Origin of the sequence: Hymenobacter sp. BT18, from assembly GCF_012273015.1 — a bacterium.
In the GTDB taxonomy this organism is placed as follows: domain Bacteria; phylum Bacteroidota; class Bacteroidia; order Cytophagales; family Hymenobacteraceae; genus Hymenobacter; species Hymenobacter lutimineralis.
On sequence record NZ_CP050954.1, the window covers coordinates 1,814,606 to 1,836,916 of the forward strand.

At 59.9% G+C, this 22,311-nt stretch carries 14 protein-coding genes; 4 read left to right on the top strand and 10 right to left on the bottom strand.

Annotated features, from left to right (window positions below):
* Positions 1-80: 80 nt before the first annotated feature.
* Positions 81-1,148 (top strand): Ldh family oxidoreductase, encoded by a 1,068-nt coding sequence (locus HER32_RS07605; protein ID WP_168681459.1) that lies wholly within the window; start codon positions 81-83, stop codon positions 1,146-1,148.
* A gap of 69 nt (positions 1,149-1,217) precedes the next feature.
* Here the strand turns inward: HER32_RS07605 and HER32_RS07610 are convergent, their stop codons facing one another.
* Complete coding sequence (locus HER32_RS07610; protein WP_168681460.1) at positions 1,218-2,045, bottom strand: murein L,D-transpeptidase catalytic domain family protein; 828 nt, start codon at positions 2,043-2,045, stop codon at positions 1,218-1,220.
* Positions 2,046-2,431: 386 nt separating this feature from the next.
* Here HER32_RS07610 and HER32_RS07615 point away from each other — a divergent pair, with 386 nt between their 5' ends.
* Positions 2,432-4,741, top strand: a complete 2,310-nt coding sequence (locus tag HER32_RS07615) for a T9SS type A sorting domain-containing protein (RefSeq protein ID WP_168681461.1) — start codon at positions 2,432-2,434, stop codon at positions 4,739-4,741.
* 59 nt (positions 4,742-4,800) lie between these two features.
* On the opposite strand, the gene HER32_RS07620 is transcribed toward HER32_RS07615, so the two are convergent.
* The 7 genes from HER32_RS07620 to HER32_RS07650 form a co-directional block, all read right to left on the bottom strand.
* Positions 4,801-5,298, bottom strand: coding sequence for an SMI1/KNR4 family protein (locus tag HER32_RS07620; protein WP_168681462.1), 498 nt, complete (start codon positions 5,296-5,298; stop codon positions 4,801-4,803).
* An 18-nt stretch (positions 5,299-5,316) separates the two neighbouring features.
* The gene (locus tag HER32_RS07625; protein WP_168681463.1) at positions 5,317-6,144 is read right to left on the bottom strand and encodes a murein L,D-transpeptidase catalytic domain family protein; all 828 of its coding nucleotides are present in this window, start codon (positions 6,142-6,144) and stop codon (positions 5,317-5,319) included.
* A 64-nt stretch (positions 6,145-6,208) separates the two neighbouring features.
* Complete coding sequence (locus HER32_RS07630) at positions 6,209-8,509, bottom strand: TonB-dependent receptor (RefSeq protein WP_168681464.1); 2,301 nt, start codon at positions 8,507-8,509, stop codon at positions 6,209-6,211.
* A gap of 110 nt (positions 8,510-8,619) precedes the next feature.
* The gene (locus HER32_RS07635; protein WP_149069400.1) at positions 8,620-9,012 is read right to left on the bottom strand and encodes a hypothetical protein; all 393 of its coding nucleotides are present in this window, start codon (positions 9,010-9,012) and stop codon (positions 8,620-8,622) included.
* Positions 9,013-9,022: 10 nt separating this feature from the next.
* A complete protein-coding gene (locus HER32_RS07640) occupies positions 9,023-9,706 on the bottom strand; it encodes a HupE/UreJ family protein (protein WP_232066430.1) in 684 nt (227 codons plus the stop codon).
* A gap of 33 nt (positions 9,707-9,739) precedes the next feature.
* A complete protein-coding gene (locus HER32_RS07645; protein ID WP_168681465.1) occupies positions 9,740-11,074 on the bottom strand; it encodes a tetratricopeptide repeat protein in 1,335 nt (444 codons plus the stop codon).
* Positions 11,075-11,151: 77 nt separating this feature from the next.
* Positions 11,152-13,266 (bottom strand): DUF4331 family protein, encoded by a 2,115-nt coding sequence (locus HER32_RS07650; RefSeq protein WP_168681466.1) that lies wholly within the window; start codon positions 13,264-13,266, stop codon positions 11,152-11,154.
* 388 nt (positions 13,267-13,654) lie between these two features.
* Between HER32_RS07650 and hscA the strand changes: the two genes are divergently transcribed.
* Together hscA and HER32_RS07660 are read left to right on the top strand one after the other, a co-directional pair.
* The gene (gene hscA, locus HER32_RS07655; protein WP_168681467.1) at positions 13,655-15,517 is read left to right on the top strand and encodes a Fe-S protein assembly chaperone HscA; all 1,863 of its coding nucleotides are present in this window, start codon (positions 13,655-13,657) and stop codon (positions 15,515-15,517) included.
* A gap of 127 nt (positions 15,518-15,644) precedes the next feature.
* The gene (locus HER32_RS07660) at positions 15,645-16,901 is read left to right on the top strand and encodes an anhydro-N-acetylmuramic acid kinase (protein WP_168681468.1); all 1,257 of its coding nucleotides are present in this window, start codon (positions 15,645-15,647) and stop codon (positions 16,899-16,901) included.
* Here the strand turns inward: HER32_RS07660 and HER32_RS07665 are convergent.
* Together HER32_RS07665 and HER32_RS07670 are read right to left on the bottom strand one after the other, a co-directional pair.
* Positions 16,898-17,359 (bottom strand): hypothetical protein, encoded by a 462-nt coding sequence (locus HER32_RS07665; RefSeq protein WP_168681469.1) that lies wholly within the window; start codon positions 17,357-17,359, stop codon positions 16,898-16,900. The genes HER32_RS07660 and HER32_RS07665 overlap by 4 nt on opposite strands.
* Positions 17,360-17,508: 149 nt before the next feature.
* Positions 17,509-22,245 (bottom strand): CARDB domain-containing protein, encoded by a 4,737-nt coding sequence (locus HER32_RS07670; RefSeq protein WP_168681470.1) that lies wholly within the window; start codon positions 22,243-22,245, stop codon positions 17,509-17,511.
* Between the last annotated feature and the right edge of the window lie 66 nt (positions 22,246-22,311).

Here is a 22,311-nt window from a genome sequence, read left to right on the forward strand (position 1 = left end):
AACCAACTCCGCTCAGCAGGGTACCCCTTCCCGCCTACCCTGCGCCTGACAGTCTCCTCTTTTGAGCCAACGCCCTTCTCATGACCACTACCTTTTCCTACACGCACCTTTTCTCTTTCACCGAGGCCGTTTTTCGTAGCATGGGCTGCCCGGAGGCCGATGCTACCCTGGCTACCGAAACCCTGCTCTCGGCCGATTTGCGCGGCATCGACTCGCACGGGGTGGCCCGGCTGATTGGGTACGTACGCTTGTGGGAAGCCGGCCGCATCAACCCCACGCCCCGGGTAGGCGTCACCTACGAAACGCCCAGCACGGCCGTAGTAGACGGGGACGGGGGGCTGGGCCTAGTAGTGGGCCCCAAAGCCATGGATGTGGCCCTTGAAAAAGCCCGGCAGGTAGGCACGGGCTGGGTATCGGTGAAAAACTCCAACCACTTCGGCATCGCCGGCTACCACGCCATGAAGGCCCTGGCCCACGACATGATTGGCCTGGCCATGACCAACGCCTCGCCCCTGGTAGCCCCTACGTATTCGCTGGAGCGGCTGCTGGGCACCAACCCCATTGCCGTGGCCGTACCCGCCGGCGAGCAGCCCGACTTTGTGCTGGATATGGCCACAACAACAGCTGCCAATGGCAAGCTCGAAATAGCCCAGCGCAAGCAGCTGCCCATTCCCGAAGGCTGGGCCCAAGACGCCACCGGCGCCGGCTCCTCTGACGCCAATGCTGTGAAGAATGGCGGGGCGCTACTCCCGCTGGGCGGAGCCACCGGCTCGCACAAGGGCTATGGCCTGGGCGCCGTGGTCGATATTTTTTCGGCAGTGCTGAGCGGAGCCAACTACGGGCCCTGGGTGCCCCCGTTTGTAGCCTTCCTGCAGCCCTCGGCCAACCCGGTAGGCCAAGGTCTCGGCCACTTTTTCGGGGCTATGCGCGTCGACGCCTTCCGCCCTGCCGACGAGTTCAAGGCCCACATGGATAACTGGATTACTACTTTCCGGGGTGCCCAGGCTGTGCCGGGCCAGCAGGTACTCATTCCCGGCGACCCGGAGCGTGAAACCTCCGCACAACGGTTGCTCGACGGCATTCCGCTGCTGGAGCCCGTGGTGCGCGACCTGGAAATGCTCGGCGCCAAGTTTGGGGTGAAATTGTAGTCCTGCTGGTTGCACAAAAAAGGCCCGGCCGCAGAATGCGGCCGGGCCTTTTGCTTTTCAAGCAACTGACTATACCAGGGCGCCCGTCTGGAAATAGGTTTGCAGCGCTATATCCTGGTTCAGGTACTTGGATGAATACTGTGCGTCGGCCCCGTTCAGGAACAGACAGGTGCCACCCGTTATGGTGCTGATGATTTCGTTGTACTGGTCCATGGGCAGGGCGGGGCAACCCAGGCTGCGGCCCAGACGGCCAAACTGGTTAATGAAGTCTTGGCTTACGTACTCGGCGCCGTGCATCACCACGGAGCGGCTCATGGCATTGTCGTTATAGCCTTCATCCACGCCTTCCAGCTTGAGCGAGCGGCCATGCTTGCCCTGGTACTCGCCCTGAGTTACGTAGAATCCCAGGCTGCTCATGTTCGACTCATTCTCGTTGGAGAAGCTGGTGGCCAGGTTCTCACCGGAGTTGTGGCCGTGAGCCACTAGCGTGTTGAACAGGATTTGCTTGGTGGCTAGATCCAGCACCCACAGGCGCTTTTCGGTGGATGGCTTTTCGAAATCAATAACCGTCAGGAGGTGCTTGTCTTCGCTCAGGCGGCCATCGTGGCGCAGGTTCAGGTAGCCCATCAGTGCCTTCTGAAAAACCTCGTAGCGCAAGCCGGCTGCCTCCGCTCCCAGCTCAGTAAATAACTGGTGAGCGGTGCTGTTGAAGGCCGAAGTGCGCAGCTCTGTAGCCGTGGGCACCCGATACTCGGCCCCGGTGGCTTTGGCCGAGCCCATAGGCGTGGCCAGGGGTGTAGCCAAAAACAGAGAAGCAACGAACGGCAGGATACGACGAGCCGCCCGACGTGCCCGGCGCTTCAGGCGGTTGCGGCGAATTACACTCGGCTTTTCCATAGGTAAGGACTGATTAGTGCAGGGATTAAAACAGCAGCACAAGTAAAAAAGTGCCTGCCGACTTGCTTTATACGCAAACGCCCACCAGAAGATCTAACCTTTAAAGATGAGCGAACAGCTTTCTTGGCCTGCTCTGTACGGAAGCACTTGTCTTGTCTTCCATGAACGTGAGTAACTACTCACTTGCCCGGAATAACAACATTATGTCATACAGCCATTATGCTATATACACTCTCTATATTTAGTGTCGCAATAGTTAAATACTCCCTGCCTATTGCGAATTTTCGCTCTTTTACCATTTTTCATCACCCAAATTCCCCTTACCTTTCATGCACACTTCTATTAAATGGTTACAAAAACTTGTTCTGGCAGGCGCCGCATTGTGTGTGTTGGGCAGTCAACCGGCCCACGCGCAAAAAGTAGTGCTACAGGGCTTCTGGTGGGACTACTGGAACACCAATTACCCGAACGGCTGGGCTAACTACATTGCCGACCTGGCGCCCCGCCTGAAGGCAATGGGCATCGACGCCGTGTGGATGCCACCTACCATTAAAAATGGTAACCAAGGCAATGGCTATTCGCCCTTCGACAACTACGACCTGGGCGACAAATACCAGAAAGGTTTTGTGGCCACCCGCGTGGGTAATAAGGATGAGTTGCTGCGGGGCGTCGCTATTCTGCACGCAAACGGCATTGATGTAGTGCAGGATGTTGTGCTGAACCACAACGATGGAGCCGGCTCGGCTACCGGCGCGGGCGGGCAGGACCCGGCTGCCTGGGAAGACTACACCACCAGCAAGTACAAGAACTTCCGCTATGTGAGCTACAATAAGCCAGCTACTGACGAAAGCGCCGCCAACTACCTGGCCCGCGACGGGCGCTTTTCGAAAAACTGGCCCAACTTCACGCCTAACGTAGGCAACAACTCTACCAGCGGTGATGAAAACGCTGTGCTCTTCGGGCCCGACATCAGCTACTACTCGGGCTCCTACGGCCAAAGCTCCAATGCCACCTTCAACCCGGTTCAGGGCTCTGACTACATGCGCAATAAGCAGCGCGAATGGCTGATTTGGTACAAAAAGCAGGTAGGCTTTGATGGAGTGCGCCTGGATGCGGTGAAGCACTTTCCAGCCTTTGCCATGGAAGATTTCCTTTATAACCTACAAAGCAACGCTGGCTGGGCCAATGGCGGTGCCACTATGTTTGCCGTGGGCGAATGGGTAGGCGGCTCCAGCCAGCTGGACCAGTGGTGTACCAACGTGCAGGACCGGGCCGGTACCTTTGACTTCTCGCTGCGCAACGGCCTCTACAACATTGTGAGTGGCGGCGGCAACTTCGATATCGGCTCCTTGCCCGGCTACCAGCAAGGCCGCCGCGTGGTGCTTATCAACGGTACGTATGTTCACCGCACCGTGCCCTTCGTGAATAACCACGACACCTTTCGCCCCCAGGTGAGCAGCACCGGTAACTATATCGGCTGGAACACCGGCTCGGAGCTGGCCCCGCACATCGACCCCTTCGACCCGCGCTTGTCGGCCGTGTATGCCGCGGCCCTGGCCGTGGACGGCTCCCCCCAGATTTTCTTTGAAGACCTGTTCAACATCGGCAACACTGGCAAGCGCTACTCACACTCGCCCAAAAGCACCACCGACCTACCCGTGCGCGGCGACCTGGAAAACCTGATCTGGTGCCATCAGAACCTGCAGTTTAAGCAAGGCGCTTACAAAGTGCGCTGGCAGGCCGCCGACCACCTTGTGATTGAGCGTAGCACCAAAGCCATTATCGGCATCAACGACAGCTGGAGCGCCTGGCAGAACAATACCGTGAGCTGTGACTTTGCGCCGGGCACCGTGCTGAAAGACTACTCCGGCGCCAACGGCACCGCTACCGTAACGGTGAGCAGCTCGCAAACGGTAGCCATCAACACGCCCCCCTGCAACGGCACGGCCAACGGTGGCCGCCGCGGCTACTCCGTGTGGGCGCCCGTGAATGCGGCTACCGGCTACAACCTGGTAGGCCGCGCCACCACCCAGGAATGGGAGCTGGCCAACGACCTGGGCGACTCGCACGCTTCTTCCCTAAAGCAGGGTGGGCAGTTACCCGCCGCCTCCACGGCTTATCGTACAGCAGGCCGCATCTATTCGGATGCCGGCAAAACCGTTACCTATACCCTGTTCCCTACCGACGCTACCCGCAGCCTCACCGTGGAGCTGGTGAACGGTAGCGGCACGATTCTGACTAGTCGTACCGGCACTGGCAACCTCACGGGCACCTACACGCCTACGGCTGCGGGCTGGATTACGCTGCGCGCCAAAAATGCCAGCACCGCCAACCCTGCCCAGCGTGCTTTTGTGAAGGTGACCTACACGGCCCCAACGGCGGTAGTGGGCTCCATGACGGCCCGGGGTGGCGCTACCGTAACGGACGTTACCGCCGAAGCCGCGCTGAGCGACGCCCTACACGTGTACCCCAACCCCACCGCCGCCAACCGCATCGACGTGGTGGTAGAGTCGGTAGGACAGCGCACGGCTACTCTGCGCCTCTACGATCTGACCGGCCGCCTCGTGCATCAGCAAACCACCCGCCTCTACCCCGGCACCAACGAGCTGCGCCTGAGCGTGGAAAGCCTGCCAGCTGGCGTGTACCAGCTTTCTTCGCCCGAGCTGAACCGCAGCAGCAAGGTGATGGTGCGGTAGTTTCCGATTGAGTTCATTTGTAAAAAAGAGCCGCTGGAGTTTCCAGTGGCTCTTTTTCGTTACTGCGAAAGTTTTTTCAGTCTTTTCCGCCAGCTGTACAACCCTTCCACTTCCTCTCCTTCGAAAACGCCTTCACGTAAGAACTTATTAATGAATTCGTACAAGGAGTCGGTCAGAACAACCGGCTCCTCGGTATGGTGGTTGGAGTTTACAATGACGTAGCGCGCAGAATTCCCTTCATCGAGAACTACTTCCCATACGTCGCTAAAAATCATGTAGTCAGCAACAGGAAAGTGTCGTTTGGTGTTGGAGCTGGTAGCAGCAGGCACTTCAAGTTCCACCAGTATATCGGCCATTGAAAGAACCCGGAACAGTCCATCGTTCGTCCAAAAGCCCGGGCACTGCGCATAGAAAGCTCGTATTTCCTCGGGCAGACGCCTGTTCAGCCTTGCTTCTACCTCAGCTATGCAGCTTTGGGTTTCATTGAGGTGAAACTCTACATCAAGCCGTTTGCGGGCATCCTGTATTTGCTGAAGTAGCGCTGGCAATGAAAACATCGAAAAGCAGAAAAGAGCCTACATCCACCCCCGTGCTGCTAGCCTCTCGGCAGCCGAAGCACCATCCAGCCAATTGGATTCCAGGCCAGGGCCGCTGAGCAGCAGGCAGCTGCCATCGGCCACGGCGGAAATGATGGCGCGGTACTGCTCGGGAGGCAGGGCGGGGCAGCCGCGACTGTTGCCGGCTTGTCCGTGCCGTTCCAAGTGGCGGCGGCTTACGTAGTCGGCGGCGTGCAGCACCACGTAGCGGCGAAGGGCATTGTCGTTCTGGCCCGCATCAAGACCACGCAGGCGGCGGGAGAGGCCGTGCTTGCCTTCGTAGGTGTCCTGCGTAGCATAAAAGCCCAGGGCCGTGCACGCCGATTTGATGGTGTTGGAAAACCTACGGGCCCGTAGGTGGCCCGAGCCGCGCCCGTGCGCCACGGGGCTGTGCTGCAACACTTCGGCCTTGCGTAGATCTATCACCCACAAGCGTTTTTCCGAGGACGGCAAATCCATGTCGGCCACGGCCAGCACCCCGGCCCGGCGCACCCGCCCGGCCTTGCGCAGGTTGAGGTAGCCTATGCAGGCCCGTTCCAGCACGGCCGGACGTAGCGTTGCCGCCGCCGGCCCCAGGCGCTTATGCAAAACCTGCACAGTTCGCCGCAACGAATCGGGGACGGCAGCCAGGGGTGCTAGGGGCGTCAGCTGCAGGGAGTCTGGCACCAGCACCGTTGCCGCCGGCCTGGGTGGCAGCGGCCCAGCCCGCAGCTCCTGACGCGCAACCTCCGGCGACTGACAAGCGGCTGAAAGGAACAGCAGCCCTAGAAGTAGCCCCAGGCGCCCAGCCCACGCAGCAGAAATCAAGGATTCGAAAAGCAGCACGGCCTAAAGTTCGCAGTTACGGGCCGAATGCAAGCCAACAAGCAGGTTAGAAAAATACGCTGGCGTTCAGCTTCACGAAAAACGGCGTGCCCGGCGTGAAATGTAATTCCGACACTGGCTCGGATTCCGTGCGCAGCTGGCTTTCCGTATCGAACTGGGCTTGGTTCCATGCCACATTCAGCAGGTTTTCGGCGCTGGCTCCCACCTGAAAGCGGGGGCGGGTATAGCTGAGTACCGCATCAAGCAGAAAGTACCCGCGGGCGCGTACTGAGTTGGTTTCGTTGGCAGCCCGGTCGTTGAGGTGCCGATAGCGCAAGCTGCCACTTAGTCCGCCAGAGCGCTGGTAGGTAAGTCCTCCAATACTGGTAAAGCCGGGGGCCAGCGGAATGTAGTTCTCCCCTTTTGGCAGGCCAACGGCCCGGCCGTGGTTGTAATTTAGGTCTACATCGGCGTAAAGGCGTTGGCTAAGCTGGTAGCGCACCGACATATCGGTACCGAAGCGGCGGGTGGGGCCGGCACTTTCCGTCACACCTTCATCACCCACGTACACCAGCTCGTCCTGCAAGTGCAGGGCCCAAAGGGCTATGTTCACCACCAGTGCCGGACGAGGCTTGAACGTGCTACCCACCTCGTAGCCAATGGCCCGTGGCAGCACCTGCGCCGTGCGGTTGGTCACCACGGCCCGGGCATCGTTGGAGTGGAATCCGAAACCGGAGCGCGCAAACAGCTGTACCGTGGGCTTCAGGTCGTAGTAGAAGTTCAGCTTGGGGCTCATGCGCGCTTTACCGGCTCGGCCCGACAGCGCGGCGTCCCGGTCCTCGTGAAACGCAAACCGGAAGTAGTCGAGCCGCAGGCCGGCATTCACCGTTAGCCGGTCATTTAGCAGCAGGTTTTCCTCTACGAAGGCATTGAAGTTCTGCTCGTACACCCGCCCGCTCACGATGGTATCGGTGGTGGTGCGGCGCACGGCGTGGCGCAAAGCCAGGTTTATATCATCGATACGGGTACCAATGCCGGCCAGGGTGCGCAACGTGCGAGCCCCCAGCGCGGTGCTCCGCTCGTAGGTGCCCAGGTAGCCGTACAGGTTGCGGGCCTCGGTCTGGCGGATTCCGTCGCCCTGCGTGGGGTTTTCCTTGAAGAAAGTGAAGTTGGAAAACAGATTGAACTGGTAGCGCGAGTAGTACACCTGCTGCTTGAGCACGGCGTCGTGCGGCAGGGCCACCGTAAGCATGACGTTGGCATTAGCCCGGCTGGTGCTGCCCCCTTCGGAGTCGTCGATGCTGCCGTAGCGCGAAATAAGGCCGCTTTTCACGGCCCGCTCCGGCACCTGCCCCGAGGCATCCCACCGGGAGGCGAAGTGGGAGCCGCTCACCATCAGCGAGGTGCGCTCAGAAAGCAAACCGGTGTATTTTGCTAGCCCATTAAAGCGGTTCAGGTGCTGCTTGGCGTCGAAGTAGGAATTGGTGAAGTAGTATTCGCCGGCAACGTAGGCGCTTTCGGTGCGCTTGCTCAGCAGGTGCTTATCCTTCGGCAGCACATTCAGCAACAGTAATGCCCGCCGCGTATCAAACTGGCCTACTTCCACTTTTGCCTGGCTGCGCTCCAAGGACGTTTTGGTGGTAAACTCTCCCGCGCCGGCCGTGGCAAAATCCCCGAACCGGGCCGAGTAGGGACCTTTGTAGACTTTCAGCTGATCAACGGTTTCGGGAATGACAAAGTGGAAATCGGCGTAGCCCTGGCCGTGGGCGTGGCTTACCATATTCACCGGCAGCCCGTCAATGCTCACATTAAAGTCGGTGCCGTGGTCGATGTCGAAGCCGCGCAGGAAAATTTGTTCCGCCTTGCCCCCACCCGCGTGCTGGGCAATGAATAAGCCGGGCACCAGCGGCAGCAAGTCCTGGGCTGAGTTGAGCGGCCGCAAAGCCCGGTCAATGTGCGAAATGGCCGCCATACTCTGGTTAGGGTCCTGCTGCTGCGCTACCGTCACCTCGCCAATATTAAGCGGCACACTTGGCAGCGTGAATAGAGCCGCTGTGGTTTCGCCGGGCTGCACGGTTAGTTGCTGAGTATGGGGCCGGTAGCCTAGCGCGCCTACTCGCACGGTATGTGAGCCCGGGGCCACGGCTGCTAACCGAAAGCGCCCCAGCGCATCAGTTGTCGAGCCACTCGGCTGCCCATCGAGCCACACACCGGCACCGTTGAGCGGCTGACGGGAGGCAGAATCGGTAGCGGTAGCTAGGATAGTGCCCGCAAGGCCCGGAGTTGGCGTTTGGGCCTGCGCCTGCCAGCAGCAAAAAAGGCACAGAAAGGCAATACGCAGCGGGAAGCTTCGTAAAGAAAGATACATACGAAATAGGGTACTGAGGCTGCATCCCAGCCGCATGACCGGACGGACAACCTCAAGGTTGGGAATAAGACAACGCTGCAACCGGGCTCTACTGAGCGGTTGCGGGTCACTTATCCCCGGCGGGGAGGCGCAAACAGAACGGTGCGCACGCCCGCGGGCACTGCTGCGGCAGGCCAGCATGTAAGGTTTTCTGGCTGCTGGAAGGCCATAAGCGGAGCATCTGGTCGGACTACCGCCGCCAGCAGGTGGGTATCCAAGCCGTGCAGCAAGCTCAGCAAGTGCAGGGGCGAGTCCTGACCGGTGCGCGGGTGCCAGGCGCGCTGATTACCGTTGCAACGCTCAAAACAGTCGAGGCGCAGGTAGTTTTCCTGCTGGCACATGGCGCTGTGGTGATATGGGTGCGCTATCTGCTCCCGCAACAGGCTGTCGGGCCGGTGCACGAGGCCGGCCCCTACCATCAGCAGGTAATTGAGTAGTAGTAATAGCACTAGCCAGGAGCGCATGCAGCAGAAATCAGGCAGTAAAGAAAATCCGTTCCACCGTCCAGTAAGCGGCAATCAGCCCGATGACGACGGAAGCCGGAATAACAATGCGCTGCTTGTACCAGGGCTTGCCCGCAAACCAGCGCCCAACAAGCGCATAGAGCAGTAAAATGACCGTGACCTGACCTAACTCCACTCCCACATTAAACGCCAGTAACGACTCGAGGAAAGAGGTACGAGGCAGCCCCACCGAGGACAGAGCGCTGGCGAAACCCATACCGTGGATAAGACCAAAGCCAAAGACCACAGCCAGCCGCCACGGGTTAAGCCGCTCGGTAATGATGTTTTCAAGCGCCACGAAAAGTATGGAAAGAGCAATAACCGGCTCGACAATGGATGCTGGCGGTGAAATAAACCCATACATCGACAAGCCCAGCGTGATGGAATGGGCCACGGTGAAGGCAGTAGCCTGCCAGAGCACCGAGCGCAGCTTAGGCTCCAGCAAGTACAAGCTCACCACAAACAGGATGTGGTCGAGCCCCAGGGGCAAGATGTGTTTGTAGCCTTCCAGCAGGTAGGTCGATAGCACGTCGGTGCGCGACAGTTTGCTCAGGTCCTGGTCGAGCACGTGCGCCTTAGCCACCTGAGGCAGCAGCCACAGCAGCAAGCCTACCAAAGCCGGCCACCAACGACGAGCAACAGAAAGTCGGTGCATCGCGAGAGTTTCGAAGAGAGTAAGTGGCCTGGCTTAGCGCACGGCCAACAGCTTGCGGCCTTCGTCGGCCAAATCGGCTTCTAGGTACGGGTTAATAGCCAGCGCCTGCTTAATAAGTGCCTGCCCGGCGGAGTCCTGCCCCGTTTTGAGGGCAATGAGGCCGGCGCGGCACAGTTGGGTGGGGTTTTGCGAGTTGGTGCGGCGGGCTTTTTTCATGTATTGCGCGGCGGCGGCATACTCTCCCCGCTTGTAATGCACCCAAGCCATAGTTTCGCACACGTCAATGTTATCGGGCCGGCGCTTGTACTCTATTTGGGCGTGCTTTAGCGCCTTATCCAGCTCATTGGTTTTGAGGTAGGCAAAAGCCAGCTCCCGGTCCACGTAGTGACCTACGTTTTCGTCGGCTTCGGCTGCTTCGGCGCTGGCATCCAGCTGCCGAATGGCGTCACGGGCAGCAGCCTGAGCTTTCTGCGGCTCGCCGTTCAGGCGGTATAGGTCGGTTAGCTCATCCGTGAAAGCATAGTCGGCCACAAGGGTGCGGGCTTTTTCCAGCTGCTTAATAGCAGCCGGGTAGTGCTGGCGGGCCCGCTCCACGCGGCCCAGCCCAGCCAGCGCGTAGGCGTAGGATGGCCGGTACTGCAACGACTGTTGGTAGTTGTTTTCGGCTTGCTCGAGGTTGCCGGTGATTTCGTACAAATGGCCCAGCGTCACGCGGGCCCATTCGGTTTGCTCCATGCCCGGCACGCCGGCCCGCACGGCCATTTGCATAGCTTCTACAGCGCCCGGTAGGTCCCCGTGGATTTCGCGCAGGTAAGACACGCGGGAATAAGCCGTCAGGTCGGGGCGAATCTGGTTCATTTTATCGGCCATGCGCACGGCAGCGGCGTAGCTGCCCAGCTCTACGTTGGCATCGCAGAGTAGCCCGTACACAAAGCCACTGTGCGGATTCACTGCTTGAGCGCGCCGCGCCAGCTCTAGGCCTTCGGAAAAATGGTGCTGGGTGAGGCTAAGGGACGCCTTGCAGCACAGGGCTTCGAAATTGTCGGGCTCAGCGCGTAAGACCCGATCCAGCAGTTGCACAGCTGCGGCATCGTAGTAGGCATGCTCGCCGGTGACACGGCCTTCCTGCATGAACGCCTGGGCGAGCTGTAGCTGGGCCTCGTGGTCATTGGGCTGCTGCCGCAGACGCGCTTGCAAACCTGCTACGGCCTTGCGGGTGTTCAGCCACTCGCCCCCGGCGGCCATGGCACCTTGCCGAATCTTAAGCTGCGGAAGCGGAGCCGTTGGCCGGCGGAGTAGCAAGGCACCTACCGTCGCGATAAAGCCTACGACCAGCAAGGCGTATAAAATGCGTCGAGGTGTTGTCATATGATGAGGTAATGTGGGCACAATGCACACGTCCGGCCGCCTTGCAGCGACCGGACGGTTACATCGTTAATAAACGCTTACTCTTTGTTTTTCAGCAGCTTCACCGACTGCAGCATCGTACGCCCCGTGGAGAGGCGGGCAATATACAAGCCGCTGGCCATGCCGGCGGGAGCCTTCCATTCAAACTCGTACGTACCGGGCTTCACTACTTTGTCGCGCACCGGCGTAGCTATTACGCGGCCGTTGATGTCCACAATGGTGATAGTGATGGGCATACGCTGCGTAATGCGGTAGCTGAACGTAGTCTGCCCTACGAACGGATTGGGGTAGTTCTGCGACAATTCCGCCAGCTGAGGCTGCAGGCCCAGGCCCGATCCGCCACGTTGCGACGTTACGGTAGGCTGCGCTTTGGTGCCCGACCAAGGAGTTTGCTGGTAGGGGAACGTAGCTTTCAGCGTGGTATCGTTCTTTTCTACGCCCGTTGTGAAGGTTAGCACGTTTTGCAGCTGCTGGGTTACGGGGTTCGTAGCGGCGGCGTCAAAGTCGTCGTACCAGAGGCCCACGGCGGCCAGTACGGCTCCGCTCACGGCTTGCAGCTCAATCCGCACTACGTCATCTTCTAAGCGGCGCCCGTTCGGGAAACCGTCCATGTTTGGAATGGCCTGGAGCGTGGCGTTGGCGTTATAGCGCGGGTCCGTCAAACCCAGTACAGCAGCAGCCAGCAGTCCTTCGGAGCTGAAGTCGGCCGATTTACGGTCGGTAACGGGCACGGCCATGTTCAGGCGCAGCATGTCGCCGACTACGGGCAGGAAGTTATTGATGAACGGCTTACCCGCCGTGAGGGGGTTGCCGCCCGTTTTGCCGGTAGCCAGCTGATACGGAATCAGGTTAGGCACGCCGGTCACGAAAATCGGCAATATGTCTACGGAACGCGGATTGTTGGCCTGTAGCAGGATCGGACCAAAGGTGGCATCGGCAAACACGGTTCCGGCGCGCTGGGCCGGCGTCAGCACCGACAGGCCATCGGCACCGTTGCGGAAGTCGAAGCCCGCAGCCGGCAAGCCGGGGCGGCCGGCCAACGACTTCGACTGAATGCGCAGCTTCATAAAGCCGGGCACTGCTTCGCCGTAGTACGTCTGGCCGGCGGGCTTGGGCGCAGCTGGTGCTTTCGGCGCGTCGTCGGCCATGTACAGCGCCAGCTCGGGGTTCACGAAGTTGGCGTTGAAGGCCGCGTTTTCGTTGTAGGGCGTACGGGCGTTAAACTCGTCCTTGTTACCGATGGGGTTAACCACCTCGTTGGTAAGCGGCATGCCCAGGCGCGAAACCTGTACCCAGTCGCCGCTGTGCTCCTGCGTGCCATCGGTTTTCAGGGTGCGAATAGCGCGGCGGCTAGCCGAAGCCCACACCCCAATCACGAAGTCACCGTCGAGAATGTTGGCGGCTTTATCCACGGTTTTGCCATCCTTCTGCAACTCCGAAATCGGGATTTGCAGCGCAATGGTGTTGACGTTCTTATGATACAGTCCGTCGCGGGCATTCTCGGGACGCAGGCCACCCAGGTCTTCAATAGCTCCAATGTCTACGAAAAATGGGTCATCAACGGGGCCGCAGAACACTTTGCTGCCGCCGGCTGTCTCAATGGCGCCGTTCATCAGCGACTCGTAGCTGGCAGCAGCCAGCCCGGCGGCGCCCGTAATGGCGCGGGGGCCTACGTTGTAAGGCGGTACGGTACCTGCGCTAACCAGCGTGGTAGTGGCGCCGCCCTTGATGCGCTCCAGCTTGTAGGTGGTCTTCAGGTTTTCCTTCTTCAGCCGGATGTTGAAGTGCGTAGTCGGGTCTTCGTTGGTCCTGGTAAAGGTAAAGCGGTACGTAATGTCGTCGCCCGTGGTCGTAGCGTCGTTTTTGATGTGGATTTCGTACCGGATGTCTTCCCCGAAGTGGTAGTAGTTGGGTCCGCCCTGCGGCAGCTGGAAGGGAATAAAGTTGGCAATGATGGTTACCAGCTCATCGTTGCTGGGGTCGCGAAAGGCGTACACATCGGTGTTGTCGGCCAGCGGGTCATCCGCAATGAGCGGCGCTTCCCGGTGGCTGGATGCCTCTAGCGGTGTTGTCTGGCTACTCCAGACCGCCAGTCCGGCGGCTCCCAGCGCAGCCAGCGCTACCGATAGAATCGGACGAGTAAATTTCTTCATGCGGAATGATGGGGGTTAAGTGAAAGGATATAGAATAGCCACGTAGCACCCTGAAAGGCAGAAATGCCGGTGGAAAAGAAGCTCAGAAGAGTTGCAGTAGAAAAAACGCCGCTTGAATTAAGACGGACGCAGGCAGCTGGCTAGTAATCAGCTGAAAATAAGAAAGGTAAATCAGTCGGAGGCGGGAACCGTAGACCACATACGGGATAGTGAGCTCGACCGGATTGATTTATTTAAAGTTATTTCAGTACATAATTCCGGCTAACCTCGTCTGTGCGGCCCCCGCGCATTCTTCGCTACTTTTGTAGCCTCCCAAACGGTTTGCCACGCAGGCTGTTCTAGTACTATTTCGCCCCTTGCGCGCCCTCGCGGCGCTTCTTTTTTTGCTATGGCTAAAGTTGCAATCAACCTCTCTACCGGCAGTATTCAGCAGGAAGAAATCATCGTCGGTATCGACCTGGGCACCACCAACTCGCTGGTAGCCTACATTCACCCCGATGGCCGCCACCCCATAGCCATCAACGACCAGGGCCGCGGCACCATCGTGCCCTCGGTAGTGCACTTTCCAGCCGGCGGCGAAACGCCCATTGTGGGCACTGAGGCCAAGGAGTACTTGCTTACCGACCCGCAAAACACCATCTACTCGGTAAAGCGCCTGTTAGGTAAGTCGTATAAGGACCTGGGCCAGCATGCCCGCGACCTAGGCTATAAGGTTATCGACGACAACTCCGAGGGACTGGTGAAAATCCGGGTGGGCGAGAAGTTCTACTCCCCCATCGAGCTGTCGGCCGAAATTCTGAAGGAGTTGCGCGCCCGCGCCGAGCATGCCCTGAAAACGCCCGTCAACAAAGCCGTGATTACGGTGCCGGCCTACTTCAACGATTCCCAGCGCCAAGCCACCCGCGACGCAGGCCGCCTGGCCGGGCTGGAAGTGCTGCGCATCGTGAACGAGCCCACCGCGGCAGCTTTGGCCTACGGCATCGGCCTCGACCCCGAGGAAGAGAAAACCGTGGCCGTGTACGACCTCGGCGGCGGCACCTTCGATATCAGCATCCTGCACCTGCACCAGGGCATTTTCGAGGTGCTCAGCACCAACGGCGACACCTACCTCGGGGGCGACGACCTCGACCGCGCCATTATCAACCACTGGACCCAGCAGCACAACCTAGCCACCACGCTGGCCGACAACGGCCCGCTGCAGCAGGAGCTGCGCCTGCTGGCCGAAGCCGCCAAGCGTTACCTCAGCCAGCACGACGACTTTGGAGCCAACTTCCACGATAACCTGGTGCTGCGCCTCACGCGCCCGGAGTTTGAGGAGCTGATTCGGCCGCTGGTGGAGCGCACGATTGATTCCTGCCGCATCGCCCTGGCCGATGCCAAGCTGCAGGTCCAGGACCTGACGGCCGTGCTACTCGTGGGGGGTTCTACCCGCGTGCCGCTGGTGTACAACGCCGTTTCCGAGTTTTTCAGGCAGCCGGCCAACAACTCCCTGAACCCCGACGAAGTAGTAGCCTTGGGCGCCGCCATTCAGGCCGACATCCTGGGAGGCAACCGCCGCGACGTGCTGCTCCTGGACGTGACGCCCCTCACACTGGGCATTGAAACCCTGGGCGGGCTCATGGACCCCATCATTCCACGCAACTCCAAAATACCCACGAAGGCCGGCCGCCAGTATACCACCTCCGTGGATGGGCAGGTGAACCTGAAGATTTCGGTGTACCAGGGAGAACGGGACTTGGTGAAGGAAAACCGCAAGCTGGCCGAGTTCGACCTGCGCGGTATCCCGGCCATGCCCGCCGGCCTGCCCAAAGTCGACGTCAACTTTATCCTGAATGCCGATGGTATTCTGAAGGTGGAAGCCATAGAGTTGCGCTCCAACACCCGGCAGGCCGTGGAAATCAAGCCCCAGTACGGCCTCACCGACGAGCAGGTGGAGCAGATGCTCATGGACTCGATGACGCACGCCCGGGAGGATATTGCGGCCCGCATGGTGATTGAGGCCCGCACTGTAGCGGAGCAGATGCTCTACCAAGTGGAGCGTTTCGTGGCGAAAAACGGCCAGCACCTCACCGCCGAGGAAATCACGCAGACGACAGCCGGCGTGGCTCAGCTCAAAGCGGCCCTTACCACTCAGGAGAAAGACGTTATTCTAAAGGCCGTAGATGAGCTAGAGGAGCTGACGCGCCCCTTCGCCGAGCGGGTGATGAACATTTCCATCAGCCAAGCCATGGCCGGAAAGAAGATAGACTAGCCGAACAGGGCTTGTCTGTTTGCCCTCCAGAAACTTCTTCAGGAAGTCATCCTGAACCGAACGAAGGACCTATGCACAGCTGCACAACCTTTGCGTGGATGTAGCAAGGTCCTTCGCTCCGTTCAGGATGACATTCTTTGACTTTTGCGCCCATACGTTCACCAAAGCACGTAAGCCCTTGAACCCGCACGTTGCCCGTCTCTACCAGCTTGCCCAGCAGCCCAGCCGCCGCGTGGTGGGGCTGATGTCGGGCACCTCGTTGGATGGGCTGGATGTGGCGTTGTGCTGCCTGCATGGGCACGGCACCAGCACCAAGCTGGAATTGGAGCAGTTTGCTACCGTACCCTACTCTGATGCGGTGCGTCGCCGCATCCGGCAGGTGTTTGCGCAGCCCCAGGTGAGCCTGGAGTATCTTACCCTCCTGCATCCGTGGATAGGTCAGTTACACGCCGATATGGTCCTGGACTGCCTGCGCGCCTGGCAGGTGCCACCCGAGGCGGTAGACCTGCTCGCCAGCCACGGCCAAACCGTATTTCACGCCCCGCACCACCAGCACCAGCAGCCCGACTTTGCGGGGCGCAGCGCTACTCTGCAGCTCGGCGATGGAGACCAGCTGGCCGTGCGCACGGGCATCATTACGGTCAGTGACTTTCGGCAAAAGCACGTAGCCGCGGGCGGCGAAGGGGCTCCACTGGCCACGTACGGCGACTATCTGCTGCTAAGTAGCTCGACGGAAGCCCGCGTCCTGCTCAACCTGGGGGGCATTGCCAACTTCACTTTTCTGCCCCGTCTTGGGGATGCTTCGCTCCTACCCTTCAGCACCGATGCCGGGCCGGGCAATACGCTGCTGGATGCCACGGTTCGACAACGTTTGCCGGAGTTGGCTTATGACGAAGGTGGAAAGCTGGCCGCAGCCGGAAAGGTACACGCCGGGCTTTTGGCCCATTTGCTAAACGCCTCCTTTTTTACGGCTCCGGTTCCCAAAACCACCGGCCCCGAGCTATTCAGCGCTGCTTATGTGCGCCAGGCGCAGGAGCGTACCCAGACGCAGCACTTACCTCTGGAAGATCTGCTGGCTACGCTCACGGAAGTAAGTGCGGCCGGCGTAGCCCTTGCGCTGGAACAAACTTGCGGGAAGCAGCCCGCCCTGGCTATCTACGCTAGTGGAGGCGGCGTGCACAACGCGGCGCTGCTGGCCGCCTTGCAGCGCCGCTTACCAGCCTGCACCTTCGCTACTACCAGCTCGCTGGGGGTGCCGCCCGATGCCAAAGAAGCTATTCTGTTTGCGCTACTCGCTAACGAGACGGTAGCAGGCACCCCGCTGGCGGTTCCGCTGGCGGGCATTCCAGCCGTGCTCTGCGGCAAGATTTCCTTGCCAGCCTAAGGAACAAGCGGCAGGCTTGGCTGATGCGCAGCAGCTGGCACCGGGGTAAAATACAGTATCCGCGTAGCTACCGAGTCGCGAAACGAAACATCCAGCTGCACGTGCGGGGCTCCGGCCAGCGTATCACTTTTGAAGGTGAAAGCGCAAAAGGGCCGAATAGTATTTCCCTCGCCCAGGCGCAAGCCCAATTTGTACAGCGCAAAGTCGGGCCCGAACTGCTGGCCCTGCGCGTACACGGGTTGCATGGCCGCCGCAAACTGCACGGGCGTCAGGCGCTGGGCTACTCCCGCCTCCAGGAAACCGTAGGCCGTTGGGTAGTCGGCCCGCAGGACCGCCAACAGAAACTGCCGGGCCACTTGTACCTGAGACAGGGGCTTGGGCTCCGCTCGCGAATCTGGCTGCAGCAGTGTGCTACTCAACAGCCCCAGGGTAGTCAGCAGCAACTTGGGAAGGCGCATAGATTTGGGAAGGTCAGATTAGGTGCCCTTCCAACACTACTGTTGCTAAAATAACTCAGTCATCCGCAAAGAAAAACCGGCGGCACCCAGCTGGCCGGAGCCTGAACTGGATACCGCCGGTTGTACACCTGGCGAAGAAGGCAAGTTTATTACTCGACGACCACGCGCTTCACTACGTGCAGGTTGTTGCCGGTGATGTGCAGCAGGTACACGCCTTGGCTCAGCTCACGCGTGGAGAAGGTAGCCACGCCGGTTCTACCCGGCAGGGTGCGTTGCTCCAGGCGCTGTCCAATGCTGTTGAACAGCGTGAGCGTAGCCTCCTCGGCCGAAGCCGTGGCGCCCTGCAGCGAAACCCGGAAGTAGCCCGCCGAAGCCGGATTCGGATACACTCCAATGGTTAAGCCGGCGGTCTGCTCCTGCTGGGCCGTGGCCACGGTTACCGTGAAGGCTACCCGGGCCAGGTTGTTGGTGGTGCTGCTTTCCGCTACCGTATTATCCGGGTTGAGCACTACCAGCAAATAGTAGTTGCCCGCCGTGGTGGTGGCTGGCACCGTCACCGTCAGCTGCTGCTGGCTGGAAGCTCCGCTGGCCAGGGTAGTGCCTGCGGCGCCGCCCAGACTGATATCCGCGGCATCAAAGTTTTCATCAGCCGACAGGTACACGGCGAAGGGCGTGCTGCTGGCTGAACCCGTGCCGGCGTTGGTGAACGTGCTGCTCACCGTAAGGGAGCTGCCGGCCGCCCCCGCCGAAGCCGACAGCGTGGTGGATGAAGCCAGGAAAGTGAGGTCCGGCATGAGGGTTACCACCGGGTCAGTAACCGCCAGCGCAACGGTAGCTACGTTGTTGGTTTCATTGCTTTCCGTCACCGCGCTCTGCGCATCGGCCACGAACAGCACGTAGTAGCCGCCCGCCACGGTAGCGGCCGGGATGGTGAGCGTCGCCGTACGGGTAGCACTGGCATTGGCACCCAAGGCACCACCTGTTGTCTGGCCCAGGCTTACGTCGGTGGCGTCCAGCGTGGTGTTTTTGGAGAGGTAGTAGCCCACGGTACTGGCCGATGCAGCTGCATTGCCGGAGTTGCTGATTTGCACGCTGGATGATACGGTGCTGCCCTTTACAACCGTTGCGGCCTGCAACGTAGCTGAGGCCAGGGAAAGGTCAGCCACTGCTGGAGCGGTAACCGCCAAGCTAGCCGAGGCTACGTTGTTGGTTTCGTCGCCTTCCGTTACGCTGCTCTGAGGGTCGGCCACAAACAGGACGTAGTAGCTGCCGGCCGCTGTGGTGGCCGGAATCGTGAGGGAGTTGGTGCGCGTATCGGAAGCCGCTGCGGCCAGACTGGCACCCGTCACGGTTTTCAGCAACACGTCGTTGCCATCCCAAGTCGTGTTGGCTGAGAGGTAGTAGCCGATGGTGCTGCTGGCGGCCGAAGCCGAGCCTTGGTTTTTGATGCTGACCGAAGTCGTAACAGTATTGCCCGTTACAACCGTGCTGCTGCCCAGGGTAGCCGAAGCCAGAGTTAGGTCAGCCTGGGTGGCTTTCACCGTCAGGGCCACGCTCAATACGTTGTCGGTTTCGTTGCTTTCCATGATGGTGCCCTGCGCATCGGCCACAAACAGCACGTAGTAGCTGCCGGCCGTAGTAGCCGCTGGAATACTGAACGAGCCCGTGCGCGTAGCGCTGCCCGAAGCCGCCAGGGTTCCGCCCGTGGTTTGGCCCATGCTCACGTCAGCGGCATCGTAGACAGCATCTTTGGACAGATAGTAGCCCACGGTGCTGGCCGTGGCACTGGCCGTGCCCGTATTCTTGATGGTAACGCTGCTGGTAAGCGCCGCCCCGGGCAGCCCGGAGGCAGCCGACAGCGTAGCCGACGCCAGCTCCAGGTTGGGCTGGGGCCGGGTTACCTTCAGGCTCACCGACGTCACGTTGTTGGTTTCGTTGGTTTCCGTGACCTGCTCCGAGGGGTCAGCCACGAAGAGCACATAGTACGAGCCCGCAGCCGTGCCCGACGGAATAGCCAGCGTAGCACTCCGGGTAGCCGATGCACCGGCAGCCAGAGAAGCGCCCGTAGTCGTAGCCAAGGGCACGTCACTGGTGCTGAAAACGTTGTCGGTGGACAGGTAGTAGCCCACGGTGCTGGCACTGGCGCTGGCTTTGCCCGAGTTCGTCACCTTCACCGAGGCCGACAATGAGCTACCTGCATTAATGCTGGTGCTGCCCAACGTGGCGGCGGAAAGAGCCAGGTCAGGGTTTTCGGTGGCGCCGATGCAGGAAACCGTCGCTTCGAAGCCCGTGGAAACGTAGTAGTCGGTGCTGAAGACCACCGTGATGGCCCCGGTGCTGTTGGTGGCTTTGAGGGTACCCGGCGCTACGTTGTAGTAGGTGTAGGAGCCCAGCAGCGGCGACGAGGTGTCGGGGCCGTCGTAGATGTACAGGTAGGAGTAGTAGTTCAGCGAAAACTGCGTGAAATCCAGTTGCACTTTGGCCCCGGCGGTCGATGGGTAGATAGTCAGCGTGCCGCTGGTATAGGACGCGTAGTTTTCCGTGCCGCCGTTGTCGTAGATCTTGGTGCCGCAGGTGGTAACGCTCGTTTTCCCGGAGGTGGGCACCACTGTACCATTGAAGGGCTCCGCTACGGTGAAGCTGATGGCCGTGGTGTTGTTCTGCTCGTTGGTTTCGGATACCGCGTTGGTGGCATCGGCTACCAGCAGGACGTAATAGGCCCCCGGCGTGGTGGTGCTGGGAATGGTGGTGCTGAAGGAGCGGTACGAGTAGTCGTAGGCCGAGAGGTAGCCGCCGGTGGAAGTGGTCAGCAGCTCATCGTTGTTGTCTAGGGTGACATCTTTGGAGAGGTACACCTGCGCGTTGCTGGAAGCCGAGTACGTATTGCCGCTGTTGTACACGTAGAACGAGGAGGTTACGCTGCCGCCGGCCGCCACCGAAGTGCGTGACAGCGAAGCCGAGTAGATCGACAGGTCGATGCCCGGCGTGATAACGGTGAGGGCATAAGAGGCTACGTTATTCTGCTCGTTGCTTTCGCTCAGGGAGTTTTCGTAGTCGGCCACAAACAGGATGTAGTACGAGCCGGCGGCCGTGGTCGATGGAATCTGCACGGTTGTGTAGGGGTATGCGTAGTTGCCCGCGCTGATACCGCTCACCGAACTCGACTGCAGCAGTACATCGTTGCCGTCGAGGGAAGTGTTCTTGGAAAGGTAGAAGCCTACTTTCGAAGCGCTGGCCGTAGAGTTGCCCAGGTTGTACACGTAGGCCGAAACCGACACGCTGCTGCCACTGGCTACCGAGGTAGTGCCCAAGGATGGGTATTGCACGTTCAGGTCCACGTAGGGGTCCTCAATCTTCAGCGTGAGGCTGGCCACGTTATTCGTCTCGTTGGACTCGGTTACCTTGTCCTGGTAGTCGGCGGCAATGAGAAGATAGTAGGTGCCCGAGGCCGTGGTAGCCGGAATCGTGAGATAGGCACCGCGGTAGCTGCTTACGTTAGCCGCCAGCGAAGAGCCGGTCACCGAATTCAGGAGCACATCTTTGGAATCCAGCTTGTTATCCGTCGACAAATAAAAGCCCACGCTGGAAGTACCCGCCGTGGTATTGCCCTGGTTGTAGATGTAGGTCGCCGCCGAAATGGTAGTGCCGGCCGTAGTAGTCGAAGTGCTGATCTGCGACTGGGTCGGAACCAGGTCGATGCTGGCTTTGGCCACCGTAATAGCCACGGCCGTTACGTTGTTGTCTTCATTGGATTCCTCCACCAGTCCCTGGTAGTCGGCGGCAAACAGCACGTAGTAAGATCCCGGCGTAACCGAGGTCGGAATGTTGGTGTAGGCGTTGGCGTAGTTGGAGTAGCCCGCGTACAAGCTGCTGCCGTAGGTAGAGGTCAGCAGCTGGTCGTTGCCATCGAGCTTATTGTCGGAAGACAGGTAGTAGCCGATGCTACTGGAGCTGGAGGCAGTGTTGCCGTTGTTCTTGATGTACGAAGTCAGGCTGATGGCATTACCAGGGGCCGTAGAAATAGGCGACACGCTGGCCTGGAGCATAACCAGGTCTACGGAAGCGGGTATCACGTTCAGCGAGACGCTGGCAATGTTGTTCTCCTCGTTGCTTTCCGCTACGCTATTCAGGTAGTCGCCCACAAACAGCATGTAGTAACTGCCCGTGGTAGTGGTGGCCGGAATCTGCACGGAGGCCTCGCGGTAGCTGGAGCTGCCCACGGCCAGGCTGCTGCCGGTCGAGTTGCCCACCAGAATGTCGCTGTCGTCCAACTTAGAGTCGGCAGATAGGTAGTAGCCCACCGAGCTGCTGGTGGCCGTGGTACCCGTCAGGTTGTAGATAGACGACGTCACGTACACGTTGTTGCCCGCTACCACCGACAGCGGCTGCACGGAGGCTCCCTGCACCGCCAGGTCTGGCTTGGGCACCGTGGTCACGCAGCTGATGCTGGCGGCAAACCCCGAGTAGCTGTAGTAGCTGGTGGCAAAGCGCACCGTCAGGGCCCCCGTGCTGTTGGTGGCGTACACCGTGCCGGGGTTCGCCGAGTTGGTGAACGTGCCAATCACCGCGCCCGAGGTAGAGTTGCCATCGTAGATGGTTATCTCATCGTAGTAGTAGGTGGAGACGGAGCTGAACTCCAGCTTGATTTTGCTGCCGCTGGTACCCGGGTTGATGGTGATGACCCCATTGGCATACGCCGTATAGTTGCCATTAGCGCCACCATCGTCGTAGAGGGTGCCTTCGCACGTGGTAATGGAAGCCGTGCCCGAGGCCGGAATGTTGTAGTTCTGCGCGGTAGCCGTGGAGCTAAACCAGGTACATGCCAGCAGCAGCACACTAAGGGCAGCCCATTTAGGGCAGGTAAATAAACGGTACAGTTTCATCATAGAAGCAGTAAAAGGGCAAAACAAGCGGGGATAATACACGCACCGCCCCCCTCCGCGGCGGCAAAC

Bases quoted from the DNA above. Each gene is read 5' to 3' on its own strand.
- HER32_RS07605 (WP_168681459.1), top strand. From the start codon at position 81: ATGACCACTACCTTTTCCTACACGCACCTTTTCTCTTTCACCGAGGCC.
- HER32_RS07610 (WP_168681460.1), bottom strand. From the start codon at position 2,045: ATGGAAAAGCCGAGTGTAATTCGCCGCAACCGCCTGAAGCGCCGGGCA.
- HER32_RS07620 (WP_168681462.1), bottom strand. From the start codon at position 5,298: ATGTTTTCATTGCCAGCGCTACTTCAGCAAATACAGGATGCCCGCAAA.
- HER32_RS07630 (WP_168681464.1), bottom strand. From the start codon at position 8,509: ATGTATCTTTCTTTACGAAGCTTCCCGCTGCGTATTGCCTTTCTGTGC.
- HER32_RS07635 (WP_149069400.1), bottom strand. From the start codon at position 9,012: ATGCGCTCCTGGCTAGTGCTATTACTACTACTCAATTACCTGCTGATG.
- HER32_RS07640 (WP_232066430.1), bottom strand. From the start codon at position 9,706: ATGCACCGACTTTCTGTTGCTCGTCGTTGGTGGCCGGCTTTGGTAGGC.
- HER32_RS07645 (WP_168681465.1), bottom strand. From the start codon at position 11,074: ATGACAACACCTCGACGCATTTTATACGCCTTGCTGGTCGTAGGCTTT.
- HER32_RS07650 (WP_168681466.1), bottom strand. From the start codon at position 13,266: ATGAAGAAATTTACTCGTCCGATTCTATCGGTAGCGCTGGCTGCGCTG.
- hscA (WP_168681467.1), top strand. From the start codon at position 13,655: ATGGCTAAAGTTGCAATCAACCTCTCTACCGGCAGTATTCAGCAGGAA.
- HER32_RS07660 (WP_168681468.1), top strand. From the start codon at position 15,645: ATGACATTCTTTGACTTTTGCGCCCATACGTTCACCAAAGCACGTAAG.
- HER32_RS07665 (WP_168681469.1), bottom strand. From the start codon at position 17,359: ATGCGCCTTCCCAAGTTGCTGCTGACTACCCTGGGGCTGTTGAGTAGC.
- HER32_RS07670 (WP_168681470.1), bottom strand. From the start codon at position 22,245: ATGATGAAACTGTACCGTTTATTTACCTGCCCTAAATGGGCTGCCCTT.